Source organism: Vibrio sp. 10N.286.49.B3, assembly GCF_002873395.1.
Taxonomy (GTDB): domain Bacteria; phylum Pseudomonadota; class Gammaproteobacteria; order Enterobacterales; family Vibrionaceae; genus Vibrio.
On record NZ_MCUV01000031.1, the window covers coordinates 1,264 to 17,963 of the forward strand.

Here is a 16,700-nt window from a genome sequence, read left to right on the forward strand (position 1 = left end):
ATCCGTCCCCCTCCACCATATATAAAAAAACCAGCTCATTGAGCTGGTTTTTTTTCGCCGGTACAAACTTACACCGATAACCTCAACCATATTCCCCCATTAACACCCTCTTTATAAATTTCCACCTAAGGTATACATTACCAATAACCTCTCAGAGCTAAGCTTAGATTGCGGCATGAAAGGTAATCACACTTGTAAAAGTAAGTTAATGTTCAGATCTGGTATTTTAGGGCACAAAAAAACGCTAACTGTCGAACAGTTAGCGTTATATTTTGATTGAAACTGCGTGATCCTATTTAGCTCACGCTACACATTCAATACTCGATTAGCCTTGAATCCCTACAATCAACCAAGGCGCATTAGGCGTGGTTAAATCACGTTCTAAGTGCCAGATATCTTCGATGTTCTCTTCTGCATTGTCTGCAGCATCACGGTAACGACCACTAAACTGTAAGCTTAGCTGTGCTTTATTAGCATCGTAATCCGCACGTACAATTTCAGCGTCAACATACATAACTTCCGTTTGCTGCTCACCTTCAACTTTTGCACGCTCTGCTTTTAGATCTTCATACAAGCTTGCTGATACATACTCTTCAATTGTTTTTAGCTGATTGTGGTTCCAAGCACCCTGCAAAGTACGGTAATGCTCACGAGAGCCATTAACAAAAGCAGCTTGATCAAATTCTGGTGGGAAGTTGAAAGGTACATCACTTTTCGCTGCACTACCAAATCCACCTGCTGATTGACCAGCTGGCTGTTCGAAGTTGTGAACATTCGCGTTTGGCTGCTGTGATTCAAACTTGCTTGGTTCCGCCTGACCACCGTAAGCTGGCTGACGTTGTTGCTGATTCATGCTGCCCAGCTTTGATCCAAGCATGCCTCGCATCAATTTAAAGATAACAAAGGCGATCAGACCCATAATCAGAATATCCATAAACTGGATACCATCAAATGCGCCGCCAAAGAAAGCCGCTAATAAACCACCAGCGAGTAGACCACCCATTAGACCACCCATCAGGCCTTTCTTACCTGAATTTTGTGCTCCTGCTGCTTGATCTTGTCGAACTGAATTAGTGTTCTGTCTTTGTTGCTTTGGTGCTGGAGCTGTTTTAAAGCTCTTACCAAAAGACTTACCACCACCAAATTTTTTCGCTTCGGCTATTGGACTAATCGCTACAGTCACCATTAGCAATGCGATAATCGAAAATAAACGTTTCATTATAATCCTTAAGGTTATGCCTTTTTGACTTGTCCATCATACTCGTTCAGCAATCACAATGAAATATTAACAAACTGTGTACATGTTTCAGGATATTGCGAGCTGAATGAATATATACCTTAAATTACTCTTATCATTAGTTGACGGTGAATTTTCTCAAGCTTAAAATATCGAACAACGTTCATTTGGAAGGACCCCATGGCAAGACGTAACGACCATAGTCGAGAAGAGTTGGTACAGCTCACCCTAACAGCAGTAAAACAATTTTTAAATGATCATTCCCATCATGATTTAAGCTTACGTAAAATTGCGACAATGATTGGTTATGTACCTAGTACTCTAGTGAACATTTTTGGTAATTACAATTTACTGCTCTTACATGCGGTTGCTGATACCTTAGATGAACTATCACAAGAAGCCATAGAAGTTGTTGACAATAGTAATGATCCAAAACAAGTATTACTGGATCTTGCCTATTGTTATCATGACTTTGCCGCAAGAAATGTTTATCGCTGGCAATTGATTTTTTCTCATAGCATGAACGGTGAAGCCTTACCTGAATGGCACGAAAATAAAATCACGAATATGACGAGGATGCTTGAAGGGTTGCTGACGCATTTAGCCCCTCAGCGCTCAGAAAAGGAAATATTACAAGCTAGCCGTGTTCTATGGTCAGGCGTCCATGGAATAACCATGCTAAGTGTTGACGATAAGTTTTTTACCGATAAAACTATCGATGGCAAAGAACTGATTAATAATCTCATTTCAAATTACCTCGCGAACTGGTAGTCATTTTAGAAAGGATAAGTAATGGTACGTAATAGCCAACATTCTTCACTATTAACTCAGAGAAAGTTCCTCCCCTATTTTATCACTCAATTTTTTGGGGCTTTCAATGACAACATCTTTAAGAATGTACTGTTACTCTTTGTTGCCTTTGCCAATATTGATGCCTTGCCTATCTCCAGTAACCTTTTTATCAATTTAGCTGCCGGGCTTTTCATTTTACCTTTCTTTCTGTTTTCAGCTTTTGCTGGCGTGCTTGCGGATAAATATGAAAAGTCATGGTTTATTCGTAAAGTTAAGATCTTTGAAATACTCATTATGTCGTTAGGAGCGATTGGGTTTATTTATGAAAGTTACTTAATTTTACTACTGTTACTTTTTTTAATGGGCACTCAATCTGCGTTTTTTGGTCCAGTAAAATATGCTTTGCTACCACAGCAGTTATCAGAAAAAGAGCTTGTCCCAGGTAATGCGTTAGTCGAAACAGGCACATTCTTAGCGATTTTATTAGGTACGATCATCGCAGGATTTATTGCCTCAGCCGAACATGCTCGTTACATTGCTGCGGTGGGGGTTATTGCTTTTGCCGTTGTCGGTTATCTTGCTAGCCGCAGCATTCCTTATGCTGCCGCTGCCTCACCAGATCTTAAGGTAAAATGGCAGCCTATTCGCTTGATGCGCGAGACCATAGGGAAAGTTAAACAAGATAAAGTCACCTACCAAGCCATCATGGCCATTAGTTGGTTCTGGTTTTTAGGCGCGACTTACTTAACCCAGTTCCCCAATTTTACCAAATTACACTTACATGCTAATGAGAGTGCGGTGGCTTTTCTTCTCGCCCTCTTTTCTATCGGTATCGCCATAGGATCTTTACTGTGCGATAAGTTATCTAATCATCGTATTGAAATTGGTATCATTCCTATTGGTAGTCTAGGGATCACCATTTTCGGACTGCTAATGGCGCTGTCTATTCCTGCTGATTTGCCCCATTTTGAAACATTGCTCACCTTTCTTAATCACCGTGCGCTGTGGCCGATGTTTACCTATCTTCTATTGATTGGGATTTCAGGTGGAATATTCATTGTTCCACTTTATGCCTTAGTGCAACAGCGAGCACCTCAGAATCAACGCTCTCAAATTATTGCTGGGCTTAATATTTATAATGCACTATTTATGGTAGGAAGCGCGATACTCGGCATTGTGATGCTCAGTGTATTACAAGCTTCAATTCCTACTTTATTCATCACTTTATCGCTCGTTAACCTATTCGTATCTTTTTACTTAGTAAACCAAGCACCAATCTATTTAGTTCGCTTTTTACTTTGGATTGTAACGCATACTCTATATCGAGTTACGCACAAGAACACGCATCACTTGCCGCAACAAGGTGGGGCACTGATTGTTTGTAACCATGTTAGCTATATGGATGCCTTGCTGCTCAGTGCCGTATGTCCTCGCCTAATACGCTTTGTCATGGAAGAGGATTACGCTAACCTTCCACCACTGCGTAAGTTTTTAAATCGTGCAGGTGTCATACCGATTTCATCGACCCGTAGAGGCTCTATTCGTCAAGCGTTCACTGAGATAGAACACGCGCTTTCTGAAGGTCATATCGTCTGTATTTTTCCAGAGGGACACTTAACGCCTGACGGTGAAATTCAAGAGTTTATGCGCGGTATAGACATTATTTTACGTCGTTCACCAGTACCAGTGATCCCTATGGCACTGAAAGGCTTATGGGGGAGTTACTTTAGCCGTCATAAAGGAAAAGCGTGTAAAGGTCTCCCTTCTCGATTCTGGTCTAAGATCGAAATCGAAGTTGGAGCCCCTGTTGAGCCTAAAATGGCCACGACTACCACTATGCGTGAGCAGGTTGCTCAACTTCGTGGCAATTGGTGCTAAACAACCGATATAAAAAGGATTAAAATTAATGTTAATGTCAAAGCGTAGTGTGCCTTTTTTCATTGCTGGGCTATTGTGCCTAACGCCTTATATTACCTCACCAACCGCATTAGTCATTGGCTTCTTACTAGCGAGTTTAGGTCTGGTCCCACAAGAGTTAGCGATTGGCTCACTAACTAAAAAGCTGCTGGCTTATTCCATTGTTGGCTTAGGGTTTGGTATACATTTTCAAGAAGCTTTGGCTGTGACCTCTGATGGTATCGGATTAATTCTTGCCACTATCATTGGGACGTTAATTATTGGCTGGGGGTTGGCTCGACAGATTGGGCTTGATAAACATACTGGTCACTTAATCGCATCAGGTACAGCAATCTGTGGAGGTAGTGCTATTGCCGCGGTTGCTCCGGCAATTAAAGCCAATGATGAACAAATTGGTTTAGCGCTTGCGACCGTTTTTGTACTCAACTCAATCGCCCTATTCATTTTCCCTATGATCGGTCATGCATTGGGACTAAGCCAACATACTTTCGGCACATGGGCAGCCATTGCGATTCATGATACTTCATCAGTAGTGGGGGCGGCTTCTGCCTATGGACAAGAAGCACTGACAACAGCAACGACATTAAAACTGGCTCGCGCTTTGTGGATCATCCCTGTCGCCTTTATCAGTGCACTGCTATTTAAGAGTAAACAAAAGAAAATCACGATCCCGTACTTTATCTTCTTTTACTGTTTTGCCATTTTGATCAGCGATTGGTTACCACAATTTGAGCATTTATATCAGGGGGTATTTTCAATTGCGGAGCGAGCTTTAGTGGTGTGCTTATTTTTAATTGGTAGCAATATTTCAATCACTAAACTCAAAGCATCTGGACCAAAACCTCTCATTTTAGGCGTGAGTTTATGGATTATTGTTTCAGTGACATCACTAAGTTGGCTGCTCATGACACAAGCTTAATAGGCGACATATACCCTAGCTTATTTACCCTGATTGCTAGGGTTATTTTTCATTGATAATTTATGCAAAGCTAAGCCTACCACTAATACAAATGCGCTCAATTCTGCCAATGAGCGCGTTAACCCTTCACTGTAAAAAGCTAAGCTAAGTTGTAACAACACCACAATCAGTAATATCACTTTCATACGTTATCGACTTTCCATGACAATTTATCGATAAAGTATGGCGCAATCCGCTTAAGTTAGAAATTCACTTTTGATCTATCAAATAACTCGAAAGTTGTTTTGATGTGCCGTTAACCATGATTTTAGAGCCTGTCGCGACACTTTTATGCCGCTATGTGGTAACTCTGGCATGTGGAAATAGAAAATTGGCCATTTGAATTTATCTAATTTGTCACGTAAGAAGTCGTTATACCGTTCAATACTCTCAAGCTGTTGAGTTTGTACAATCGCAATGGGACGAGCACCAAATTCACTATCCTCTACTGCAAGAATAAACGCCTGCTCGATAAGAGGGTGAGCATTTAATGCTGCCTCAATTTCCTCACAGTGAATATTTTCACCACCGGATATAAATAAGTTATCGGCTCGACCAATAATCTGCAGCTCATCGCCATCTAACCAACAACCTAAATCTTGGCTGTTATACCAACCAGAGCTATCAAGCAATGACGTCACTTCGCCTTGCTTATAGTAGCCCTGTGCCAACGTATCTCCCGCGATATAGATCGTTTGTTGGGCAACTTTCACCTTACGATGAGAAATAACACTGCCAACACTATTTTTTCCATCAACACGCTTCATGGTAACCGTTGACGCCGCTTCTGTCATGCCATAACCAATCCATGTATCAATACCTTGCGTTGCCGCTTGTTGACCTAGAGAGAGAGGGATATGACTTCCTCCTAACAACACTCGCTGTAAAGACAATACTTCACTCGTTTGCAGCAAGCGAGCTAACTGAGTGGCAACTAATGAGGCGTGAGTAACACCTTTAATATCTTGGTTTAAGTTGCCCTGCCCCACTTTTAACTGCCCACCAGCAACAAGCCAACGCCAAATGATAGCTAAGCCAGAGACATGATACATAGGTAAACTGAGTAACCAACAATCCTCTTGCCCAAATGCAAAGCGATTCAACAACCCTTTGGCTGAAGCAATATGCTGACCTGACGTGTGAAGAACCGCTTTGGGTGTGCCTGTCGAGCCCGAGGTGAAAATGATGGAGGCTAATTGATCCAGATCTTGGCAATCACGCTTTGTACAATCCACATCATATTCATCAATGGATAACGTATCGAGCATAGGCAGATTGATTAACGTCACTTGTTGCTTTAAACGTTCATTGTCACTTGTCATCCACTGTTGACGGTGCGATGACAGGGAAAGCTGATCAAACCATAGATAAGCGCGAGAGTACTTCCCATACTCACCAGGCTTATATAACGTATTCAGTTTTGTTGCTATCTGCATATAAGGCTGTATAGGGGAAAATGCAGGACAGATACCTAGAGATAAGCAAGCAAGATAAATACACACAAGCTCTGGGCTATTTTTACCCACCAGCAATAAGACATCACCGGCTTGTAACCCTTGTGTATGAAGTTTACTTTGATATTGAGCAGTAACGAGCGCTAATTCTTGCCATGTATAGTCATGGTGAGCAGTAATATAAGCGATATCATGAGGTCTTATATCAACCCACTGACTTAACAGCGATAAAAACGTATAACCACTCAGATCATCGCTCCTGCTATTACTATTACTATTACTATTACGGCTAAGATTGCCAGATAAGCTCATGATCAGATAACTCTTGCAGTGGTAAATCGCTTTCAGGCCAAGGGGTAACAAGTTGCGTTTTAAATAAACCAATCGTATCTAGCCCCGGCACTTCATCAGGCAGTTGCCATTTCGCTAAACGTGCTAATTGGCTCAGCCCTAAGCTCGACTCTAAACTCGAACTGATCACCGGCTGAATACCCATTTTTTGTGCTTGCTGAATAAGCTCAATACAAAAATCCACGGAGCCTATCAAAGTTGGCTTGATGACGATTGCTTTTGCTCCGACTAAGGTATCTAACGAAAAATCGCTCTGACGAACCGCTTGTTGCAAAGTTTCATCCCAAGCAATGGCAATACCAGTATCAAACGCAAAACTTAAACTGTCACTGGGTAAAGAACATGGCTCTTCTAGAAAGGCAATACGCTGACGGAGTGACGGAGTAATATAGTGAGCAAATTTAATCGCTTTCTCTTTGCTCCACGCTTGGTTGGCATCTAGCCTTAACGTTAAATCGGCAATCGACTCTAAAAAGAGGTTGGTTAGCATTCCATCACGGATCACTTCATAAAGCCCAACTTTTACTTTTGCTACCTTTTGCCCTGCCATTGCTGAAAAAACAGGTAATAGCTCATCAGGATCGCCGCTGCAAAGTGGCGCTGAAGTATAATTCCCAGCCTCGGGTAACTCACCGCGTAACTCCAGCTCTGCCATTGAAAGACCAAAAGCAACCGAAGGGTATAAACTACGTAAACTAACTAGATCAGCAAAGGATGATTCACCTTGCTGACTTACCCAAGTAGCAAGAACGGCCTGAGCCTGAGCCCCTGCTTGATCAGCATCTTCCAAGCTAAAGGTCGGTAAAGGGGCGATTTCTCCTCGCCCAACTTTACCGTTTTGCAACAGTTCCACCACCCAACCGACTCGCTCTTTAAGACGTTCGTTACGGACAATAACACCACTGTCCATAGGAAGACGATAACGGTAGAGTTTGGCACTGCGCATAAATAATCCTTGTTAGCTTATAGCAATCGTAATAAATAACCTGTCATCCTAACGCGTTATCATACTTCATAACATCGTTAGCATTTTTGCTTGATCTGCAGACCTTTTTTATGGGTTACGTGGGAATTTATCAAAGTCAGGGCGGCGCTTTTCATTAAAGGCATTACGACCTTCCTGCCCTTCCTCTGTCATGTAGAACATCATGGTTGCGTTACCCGCGAGTTCTTGCAAGCCTGCTTGACCGTCACAATCTGCATTCAATGCCGCTTTTAGACAGCGCAGTGCCATTGGGCTATGCTGTAATACTTCACGACACCAACGTACTGTTTCTTTCTCTAAATCTTCAACAGCAACTACCGTGTTTACCAGTCCCATATCTAAGGCTTCTTGTGCATCATAGAAACGACATAAGAACCAGATCTCACGCGCTTTCTTTTGACCAACAATGCGTGCCATATAAGAGGCACCCCAACCGCCATCAAAAGAGCCGACTTTTGGACCTGTTTGACCAAATTGAGCATTTTCAGCCGCAATGGTTAAATCACACATCATATGCAATACATGACCGCCACCAACAGCGTACCCAGCGACAGCAGCAATAACTGGCTTAGGACAAGTACGAATTTGACGCTGGAAATCTAAAACATTTAAGTGATGAGTACCGCTATCGTCACGGTAGCCACCGTAGTCGCCACGAATTTTTTGGTCACCACCAGAACAGAACGCATCTTCACCTAAACCGGTTAAAATAATAACACCGACCTGCTCATCATAACGCGCGTCTGCTAGCGCATTAATCATCTCTTTTACGGTACCAGGACGAAAAGCATTACGTACTTGTGGGCGCGCTATCGTAATTTTAGCAATACCGTCGCTGGATTTATGATATTGGATATCTTCATAATCACCACTGCAGTCAGTCCAGTTAACTGGTGCGTAAAGTTCTTGTTCAGAAATGCCTACTGTTCTTGACATGATAATTCCTATTATTCCGTTGAGAAACGCTGATTAAATAATAAAAGCCATTGGTAAATATCCAGCTTACTATGCGATGAAAGCTCAGCAATCAATGAGTGTTAATGATTGATGAGGTTTTCAATACATAAAGCCAATGACTTCGGTTGCTCTTGATGTACATTATGCCCAGCATCATTAATGACGGTGAACGGTAAATGACTTTGCTCGGCTAATGTTCTAAATTTTAAATCTTTACTACCACATACATAATGAAAAGGTTGACCAACTGACTGTAAAGCAGCACGTAAGTCAGGTTGTTTAGCCAAAGAGGTGGATAACAACATATTTGCAATCGCGGTGCCAATATTATTACTACGCTTTTGAATTAAATCTTGTCTTTGCTCATCATTAAGTGATGAAAATACACTTTGCTGATACCAATCGCTTAAAACGCAGCCAATGTCTTCACTGCGAAAGCGCTCTGCCCACTGAGTATCATTTTTCCAACGCCTATTTCTTTCATCATCAGAGAGTAAACCAAAGTTTCCCCCTTCAATAATGACTTGCGCTATCGACAGTGAAGAAAAGCTTTGATGCGCCATGCCATACATAGCCAAACGCCCGCCTAATGAGTAGCCAATTAGAATGATGGGATGGGAAGCGGCAAAACCTTTCTCTGTTAATGCCTGACTAACGCTGGTATCGATAGCCTGACATGCATGATTAAACCCATCACAGTGAACTTGATGACTTTTACCGTGGCAAGGCAAGTCAACCGTGAGTATAGGAAAGTGTTTCAAAAACTGGTAACAAACTTGCCAATCTTCTCCCTTACCAAGTAAACCATGTACGAACACTAAAACCGGTGCCGACTGACTCGCTTTACTTGGTGGATAATAATCAGTCGCTAACGTTAACATACTGAATAAACCTTTTTAACTGATCGGTGGCTTGCTCTGCAGGTGTCACGATTTCAACGAGCAATGTACCTTGCCCATGAGTAAAGTGCGCTTCTACTGCCTGCTGATAATCATTTAATGTCTTAGGTTGTTGATAGGCTAAATGAAACTGCTTAGCGGCATGTTCAAATTGATAACCATGAGGCATTTGATACAGGGCTTGCTTCTGCTGTTGTGGTACAGGCAGTAAATCAAAAATGGCTCCACCATCGTTATTCATGACCACAATGACAGCAGGGTGACTTTGCTGTTTGCTCATCAGTGCCAGTGAATTTAAGTCATACAGTAAAGAAGTATCACCGATTAACATCAACAAAGGTTGCTGCCTAGCTTGTAAAACCCCAGCGGCTGTTGCGACTAAACCGTCAATTCCTGATGCCCCTCGATTTGAGTACACCTCAGTTTCTGGTAACTTAGCGAGCATATCGACCAAGCGCACAATCAAGCTATTGCCGATAAACAAGTCACGCCCTTTGCCTCGCTGAGCTAAATCAACAGCGACCATCAACTCATTTATCTCACCATCAAGATTCAATAATGATTGGCTATACTCCGTGATCTTCTTGGAGACTATCTTCAATGGGTCAGCCCACCCCGAATGAGAACTACCTAAAGCAGGTAAGGATTGTAAACTCAACCAGGTAACGGCATCAGAGATCACATGACGCAAAGCAAGGTGATCTTGATTAATTCGCTGCTCGGTCGGTGCTACCACCACATACGCAACCCCTTCGCTATCTTGCTGACTGACTTTATCACTAATCCATTGGTTTAAGCGCTTAGATACTATGCGCCCTCCAAACTGAATAATGCAATTGGCTTGAGATAATGTTTGGTGATGATGTTTATTTTGCAGCCATAAGTCATAGTGTGCCCATGCGCTACTGATCCCAGATTGAGGATCGCACAACACTGGCCAGCCTAATTGATTTGCAACTTTTACTACTTTTTGCGCTTGATGCTCATCAATACTACCAACAATCATCACGCCTTTTTTTTCAACTAAAGCGTGTGTTTCAATATCATCGATTAACGGGGAAAAATATTGCTCGATAGCAGTGTATGGCTGTTCACTTGACTGCCAGCGCGCAATGGTTTGGCTATAGTGAGTCAATATTTCTTTACCACGCGTTGAATACAGCGGTTCAGGGAAAGGGCAATTAATATGTACCGCTCCACCACGTTGGCTTTGGGTATGCAATAAATGATCGATAGAAGTCAGTAACCAATTTAGCCCAACCTGTTGACTCGGGCTTGGCAGGTTTAAGTAGCCAACGACATGCGATGAAAAAATGCCTTGCTGTTGAATCGCTTGATTTGCACCACAATCGATAAGTTGCACGGGGCGATCAGAGGTCAACACCACCAACTTCTCACCGGTTAAGCGCGCCTCAGCAATAGCGGGGAGTAGGTTTGCCACCGCAGTGCCAGACGTCACAACAATAGCAACAGGTGCATCACTGGCTTTGGCAAGTCCTAACGCAAAAAAACCTAACCCTCGTTCATCAAAGTGAGTATGTAGGGTCAGTTTCGCATTCTCTTGTGCTTCTAGAGTCAGTGGTGTAGAGCGAGATCCAGGGGCAATACATACCGATTTCACTCCAAGACGTGCCAACTCTTCTAGCAGTGTACCACTCCAAATACGGTTCATTACTGCTTGATCAAATACAACCTCTTGAACCGCCCCTTTTTGAGTGACACCTACTGTACTGTTGCTCATGATGCCGCTCCTAATAAAGGGGGTTCTGCTATTAAACTCAATAAGGTCGACATCTTTTTATTCAACTCTTGCCATTCATGTCCAGCAATAGAGCCGGGTACAATCCCAGCTCCTGCGAACAGTTTAATTTGTTTATCAACAACCAAAGCGCTACGTATCGCAACACAAAACTCGGCTTTATGAAGGCTAATATACCCGATAGATCCCGCATACCAACCTCTTGGGAAGGGCTCATGCTGTTGAATAAAATCCACCGCCTCTTTACGTGGTAATCCAGCCACCGCAGCAGTTGGTTGTAAAGCATCTAATAACTGCACACCATTGACTCCTTCATGTAGCTTAGCTTCAATATGGCGCTTTAAATGCTGAACTTTACGTAAACGAATAAGATGTGGCTGATTTTGTACAATGACTTGATGAGAAAATGACTGCAGACTCTGTACAATATCATCGACCACATACTGATTTTCATTTAAGTTTTTCTCATCATTCGCTAACCAATTCGCTAACTCTTGATCTTGTGCGCGACCTTTCCCTCTACCAATGGTTCCGGCTAAAGCTTCCGTTTGTAATTCACGCCCGTGACGACGATAAAGACGCTCAGGTGTTGATCCCATAAAACTGCGCTTTTCATCTAACGACATCATAAAGTGAAAGCTATCATGATTTTCTCGATGACTTGCCTTCAAAAGTTGCGCGGCACGAATGGGTTGCTCAAGGCTCAATGTCGTACAGCGTGCTAATACGACTTTCTTAAATTCATCGGCTACAATGCTATCGAGTGCCTTAGTCACTAAGTCGCCCCATTGTGATTGATTAGGCGTATGGTCTATCGCTTTCACAGTAGTAGTCAGTGGAGGAAGCGCTCGCACTTTATAGGTCAATTGGCGTAGTGCTGATAAGGTTTCCTGCTTATTTTTGCTCAAATTAACCGCTAATGACCAACTCTCATCAACACGAATTAACTCGATATGCGGTAGGAAAAAGAGTGATGCGAGACAATGCGGATTCTTCGCACTCTGCCCATCAAAAGAGCGACCACCCCATATTCTCTGCTCACCCTGCAGTACTTCATAAGCAGGCGTAGGATCAGAGAACATCTGTAACTGGCCCAAAGCGACGACTTCCTCATGCTTATCACGAGATTGCCAATAAAACTTAGGAAAAAGAGGTTGAGCTTCTAGCCAATCAATAAAAGTAAATGAGGGTTGCTGAACTAACTTTTGAACCAGACGAATATCGCAACAGCTTGCCGACTCAACTCGCGCCATTAAACTCATAATTGCTTGATGAAAATGTGACAAATCAACCTCGTATACGTCAATTGGTATTTAATATGGGCTACTGTATTTATAGACCAGTTTCAAATCAAGCGTGTAAACAAGGTTTTCCTAAATAGCTTGATTATAAACGGACCATTTTTACTTATTTAGCTCGGTAATGTTAGATTTTTATTCTTTCAAAGACCATTTTAAGGTACTTTAATAAAATAATTACTTAAAACATAGGATGTCGGCAATGGAAAATATCGGTATGTCATCAAAACTCAACAGTGTCTGCTACGATATTAGAGGACCTGTACTCAAACATGCTAAACGCATGGAGGAAGAGGGGCATAAAATTCTAAAACTGAATATCGGTAATCCAGCCCCTTTTGGTTTTGACGCCCCAGATGAAATCCTAGTCGATGTTATCCGTAATTTGCCAACTTCTCAGGGTTATTGTGACTCAAAAGGCATTTATTCAGCACGAAAAGCGGTTGTTCAGCATTATCAACGCCGTGGACTACTCAATTTAGATGTCGAAGATGTCTATATTGGTAATGGTGCATCTGAGCTCATTGTTATGGCAATGCAAGCACTATTAAATAATGGTGATGAGATGCTAGTGCCAGCCCCTGATTACCCTCTTTGGACCGCCTCTGTTGCACTCTCTGGCGGTAATGCTGTCCACTACCTATGTGATGAAGAGTCTGATTGGTATCCTGATCTTGATGATATTAAAAAGAAGATCACACCAAAAACACGTGGCATTGTATTAATTAACCCTAACAACCCTACGGGCGCTGTCTACAGTCGTGATTTTTTGCTTGAGATTGTCGAAATTGCTCGTAAGCACAAGTTAATTATTTTTGCTGATGAGATCTACGATAAAGTTCTCTATGATGGGGCAACACACACTTCTATCTCAACTTTAGCTGACGATGTACTGATGCTGACCTTTAATGGCCTCTCTAAAGCTTATCGTGTTTGTGGTTTCCGTGGCGGTTGGATGTTTATTACTGGCCCTAAGAATCAAGCCCAAGGGTACATTGATGGTCTTGAAATGCTGGCGTCCATGCGTTTATGCGCCAACGTACCGATGCAGCACGCTATACAAACGGCACTTGGCGGTTATCAAAGTATCAATGAGTTAATTTTGCCTGGTGGTCGTTTACTAGAGCAGCGTGATCGCGCTTGGGAATTAATCAATCAAATCCCTGGGATATCATGTGTGAAGCCGAAAGGAGCTATGTATCTATTCCCAAAAATTGACACAAAAAAGTACAATATTAAAGATGACCAAAAAATGGTACTCGATTTCTTAAAGCAAGAAAAAGTACTATTAGTGCAAGGAACTGGTTTTAATTGGCCAAAACCCGACCACTTTAGGATTGTCACCCTACCTTATGTCGAGGACTTAGAAACCGCTATTGGCCGCTTTGAACGCTTCATTACTACCTATAAACAGTAAACATTCTGTCAATTTCTAACTAAAATAATTATTGTATATAAAGCTCTCACATTTCATCATAAATAGAGGGCTTTTTTATTGAAACTCATAATGTTAGATTAGATATATCGTCTATTTAACGAGCACACATAAGAGTGATAATTATGCTGACTAATGACATGGACCTTTGGCAAGATCGCATCAATAATGAACATAAATTACGCCGCTCAGATCACCGTGATCCTTACCAGCGAGATAGAGCCCGTATTTTACACTCTGCTGCTTTTCGTCGTTTGCAGTCCAAGACCCAGATCCATGCGACGACAATGAATGACTTTCACCGCACCCGCCTAACGCATTCATTAGAAACGGCGCAAATCGGATCAGGTATCTTAGCTCAGATAGAGAATAAACAGTCGCAATATAAGCACTTACTGCCCTCAGACAGCTTAATTGAGGCTCTGTGTTTAGCCCACGATATTGGTCACCCACCATTTGGTCATGGTGGCGAAGTCGCCCTTAACTATATGATGCGCGACCATGGTGGTTTTGAAGGTAATGCACAAACCTTTCGTATTGTTAGCCAATTAGAGCCCTATACTCAACATCATGGTATGAATTTAACCCGCCGCGCTTTACTCGGGCTAATGAAGTACCCTGCTCTGCTTAGTCAAACACAATCAACACTGCAGCCTGAACCAGTAAAACATCAGCGCCAACTTAAGGCTAAGGAGTGGAGTCCAGCAAAAGGGTTGTACGATATTGACCAAGATGGTTTCGACTGGGTTGTTGACCCGCTATCAGCTCGTGACAGCCTGCTACTGTCAAAGATGCGCTATAAGCCTACCTCGCCTTTTGAGCATGCTAAAACGCGTTTTAAATCATCAGATTGCTCAATAATGGAATTGGCTGATGATATTGCCTACGGCGTGCATGACTTAGAAGATGCGATTGTATTGGGTATGGTGAACAAAGCGCAATGGCAAGAAGGAACCCAGCAAGCCCTGACAGAGTGTGGCGACCCATGGTTTAAGCAGCATATCTACTCAATAAGTCAGCGACTGTTTTCTGGTGAGCATTACCTACGCAAAGATGCGATTGGTGGTATTGTTAACGCATTACTAACCAGCATTCAAATTCAGCCTGTCGATGAGGATTTTGATTGCGAATTGCTTGCCTATAATGCGTACTTAGATGAGCCGATGGACAATGCATTAGAAACGTTAAAGCAATTTGTTAGCCAATATGTCATCCAAATTCCAGAAATGCAGATTGTGGAATATAAAGGCCAACAAATTATTATGGATATGTTTGAAGCATTTAGTGCTGATCCTGAACGCTTATTACCGACGGCAACGAAAAAGATCTGGCAAGGTGCTAGTTCTGAAAGTGAAGCAATGCGCGTGATTGCTGATTATATTTCTGCAATGACCGATGGGCATGCACAAAATCTTCATCAGCAACTATTCTCATGCTAAATGTCAGTCTAAACTTTTTGCATAATTACGCTCAAAGACACCTTCTGGCATTTGATTGATTTGAAACTGGATCATCTCATCAAAAGCTGTGATTAGTGAGCTAAAGTCCGTATTTGGTTCCAAGCCAGTAAGCACATGATAACCCGCTTCCACCGTTGATAAACTATTGGCGTTGGGAGCTTTCCTAATACGATAATTGCCAACTAACTCTTTATTTAAATGCAATGTGGGTAACGTTTGTAAATTGGTTGATATTTGCCACATTTTAAACGCTTTTTTCCACGTTCCATCTAATAAAATAACCCGCACTTTTCGTTGCATCGCCTCTGATGTTACGTTATTTACAGCTTGAGAAGAGTCACTTTTTTTGCAGGCTATACTATCAACAGAGACTGAGTGCTCACCAGGATAAAGAATATAGTGATCAACATCGGGCTCACTTAGCAACGCATTAAGCTTACTATCTTGGCTAAAGTCTTCGCCAATGATGGTCGTACTATTTGCCAAAGAGAGCGCCAAAATACGCGCAGTTCCCATTGGGCGGCGTACTTCTGTCGAGTGCTGAAGAATGATAAGCTCCACCTGAGTATTAATGGGCTTTATCCATTGACAAATACAAGCTTTCAAGGATTTATGACATTGCTGGCAATAACGAAACATAAAGAAAATGTGTACCTTGTTTTATGTGTGATCAGCCTACTTTGCTGGGGACTTCAAACCCCATTATTACAAGAGTGGGCAGTGTGGGATAACCGTGCGATAACCCAAGGAGATTGGTGGCGTATCCTATCAGGAAACTTCACTCACACCAACTATCCGCACTTAGTTATGAATCTCGCTGCTTTGTGGATCCTTGCCCATTTATTTCAACCAAGTTCCTTACAGCTTGTCTATGTGATATTAGTAAGCAGCTTTGTGATTGGCTGTAGCCTGCTGTTTACCTCTACCTTTCAATACGCTGGTTTTTCTGGTGTCTTACACGCTATTTTTGCTTATTTCGCCCTTAGAGAGGCGCTATCGGGTCGACATACGAGTTGGCTACTATGCTTAGGTGTTGTAATTAAAGTTGCTTGGGAGCACTATTTCGGCGCAGCAGAAAGCACAATGGTGATGATCAATGCTCGCGTTGCTATAGAAGCCCATTTAACTGGTATGGTTAGTGGCTTTTTACTTATTGGGGTTGAACTGTTATTTAAAAAAGAGCAATAACGAAAAGCAC

The 16,700-nt window shown here is 42.3% G+C and carries 15 protein-coding genes; 6 read left to right on the plus strand and 9 right to left on the minus strand.

Annotated features, from left to right (window positions below; all coding sequences use genetic code 11):
• Positions 1-325: 325 nt before the first annotated feature.
• Positions 326-1,219: a Tim44 domain-containing protein gene (locus BCU68_RS11020; RefSeq protein ID WP_102564803.1), complete on the minus strand. Its 894-nt coding sequence runs from the start codon at positions 1,217-1,219 to the stop codon at positions 326-328.
• A gap of 198 nt (positions 1,220-1,417) precedes the next feature.
• Here BCU68_RS11020 and BCU68_RS11025 point away from each other — a divergent pair, with 198 nt between their 5' ends.
• From BCU68_RS11025 to BCU68_RS11035, 3 genes are read left to right on the plus strand one after another with little or no spacing between them, the layout of a single operon-like run.
• Positions 1,418-2,008 carry a TetR-like C-terminal domain-containing protein gene (locus BCU68_RS11025; protein ID WP_102564804.1) on the plus strand — a complete coding sequence of 197 codons (591 nt, stop codon included), beginning with the start codon at positions 1,418-1,420 and terminating at the stop codon, positions 2,006-2,008.
• A 21-nt stretch (positions 2,009-2,029) separates the two neighbouring features.
• The gene (locus BCU68_RS11030; protein ID WP_102564805.1) at positions 2,030-3,907 is read left to right on the plus strand and encodes an MFS transporter; all 1,878 of its coding nucleotides are present in this window, start codon (positions 2,030-2,032) and stop codon (positions 3,905-3,907) included.
• A 28-nt stretch (positions 3,908-3,935) separates the two neighbouring features.
• On the plus strand, positions 3,936-4,865 hold the full coding sequence (locus BCU68_RS11035) for a putative sulfate exporter family transporter (protein WP_102564806.1): 930 nt from the start codon (positions 3,936-3,938) through the stop codon (positions 4,863-4,865).
• Between the two features lie 20 nt (positions 4,866-4,885).
• Here the strand turns inward: BCU68_RS11035 and BCU68_RS17045 are convergent, their stop codons facing one another.
• The 7 genes from BCU68_RS17045 to BCU68_RS11065 form a co-directional block, all read right to left on the minus strand.
• Positions 4,886-5,050, minus strand: a complete 165-nt coding sequence (locus BCU68_RS17045) for a hypothetical protein (protein WP_198591727.1) — start codon at positions 5,048-5,050, stop codon at positions 4,886-4,888.
• Positions 5,051-5,128: 78 nt separating this feature from the next.
• The gene (menE, locus tag BCU68_RS11040; RefSeq protein WP_102564807.1) at positions 5,129-6,670 is read right to left on the minus strand and encodes an o-succinylbenzoate--CoA ligase; all 1,542 of its coding nucleotides are present in this window, start codon (positions 6,668-6,670) and stop codon (positions 5,129-5,131) included.
• Complete coding sequence (menC, locus tag BCU68_RS11045) at positions 6,648-7,655, minus strand: o-succinylbenzoate synthase (RefSeq protein WP_102564808.1); 1,008 nt, start codon at positions 7,653-7,655, stop codon at positions 6,648-6,650. The genes menE and menC overlap by 23 nt, the downstream gene beginning before the upstream one ends.
• Positions 7,656-7,763: 108 nt before the next feature.
• Positions 7,764-8,630: a 1,4-dihydroxy-2-naphthoyl-CoA synthase gene (gene menB / locus BCU68_RS11050; protein WP_102564809.1), complete on the minus strand. Its 867-nt coding sequence runs from the start codon at positions 8,628-8,630 to the stop codon at positions 7,764-7,766.
• 101 nt (positions 8,631-8,731) lie between these two features.
• Positions 8,732-9,532 (minus strand): 2-succinyl-6-hydroxy-2,4-cyclohexadiene-1-carboxylate synthase, encoded by an 801-nt coding sequence (gene menH, locus BCU68_RS11055; protein WP_102564810.1) that lies wholly within the window; start codon positions 9,530-9,532, stop codon positions 8,732-8,734.
• The gene (gene menD / locus BCU68_RS11060; protein ID WP_102564811.1) at positions 9,513-11,291 is read right to left on the minus strand and encodes a 2-succinyl-5-enolpyruvyl-6-hydroxy-3-cyclohexene-1-carboxylic-acid synthase; all 1,779 of its coding nucleotides are present in this window, start codon (positions 11,289-11,291) and stop codon (positions 9,513-9,515) included. The genes menH and menD overlap by 20 nt, the downstream gene beginning before the upstream one ends.
• Positions 11,288-12,595 carry an isochorismate synthase gene (locus BCU68_RS11065; RefSeq protein ID WP_241901359.1) on the minus strand — a complete coding sequence of 436 codons (1,308 nt, stop codon included), beginning with the start codon at positions 12,593-12,595 and terminating at the stop codon, positions 11,288-11,290. The genes menD and BCU68_RS11065 overlap by 4 nt, the downstream gene beginning before the upstream one ends.
• A 214-nt stretch (positions 12,596-12,809) precedes the next feature.
• Between BCU68_RS11065 and BCU68_RS11070 the strand changes: the two genes are divergently transcribed.
• A complete protein-coding gene (locus BCU68_RS11070; RefSeq protein ID WP_102564812.1) occupies positions 12,810-14,024 on the plus strand; it encodes a pyridoxal phosphate-dependent aminotransferase in 1,215 nt (404 codons plus the stop codon).
• Between the two features lie 143 nt (positions 14,025-14,167).
• Positions 14,168-15,481 (plus strand): anti-phage deoxyguanosine triphosphatase, encoded by a 1,314-nt coding sequence (locus BCU68_RS11075; protein WP_241901361.1) that lies wholly within the window; start codon positions 14,168-14,170, stop codon positions 15,479-15,481.
• A gap of 3 nt (positions 15,482-15,484) precedes the next feature.
• Here the strand turns inward: BCU68_RS11075 and BCU68_RS11080 are convergent, their stop codons facing one another.
• Positions 15,485-16,141 carry a DTW domain-containing protein gene (locus BCU68_RS11080; protein ID WP_102564813.1) on the minus strand — a complete coding sequence of 219 codons (657 nt, stop codon included), beginning with the start codon at positions 16,139-16,141 and terminating at the stop codon, positions 15,485-15,487.
• On the opposite strand from BCU68_RS11080, the gene rrtA reads away from it, so the two are divergent.
• Entirely contained in the window at positions 16,115-16,690 is a 576-nt protein-coding gene (gene rrtA, locus BCU68_RS11085; protein WP_102564814.1) for a rhombosortase, read from the plus strand. The genes BCU68_RS11080 and rrtA overlap by 27 nt on opposite strands.
• Positions 16,691-16,700 lie beyond the last annotated feature (10 nt).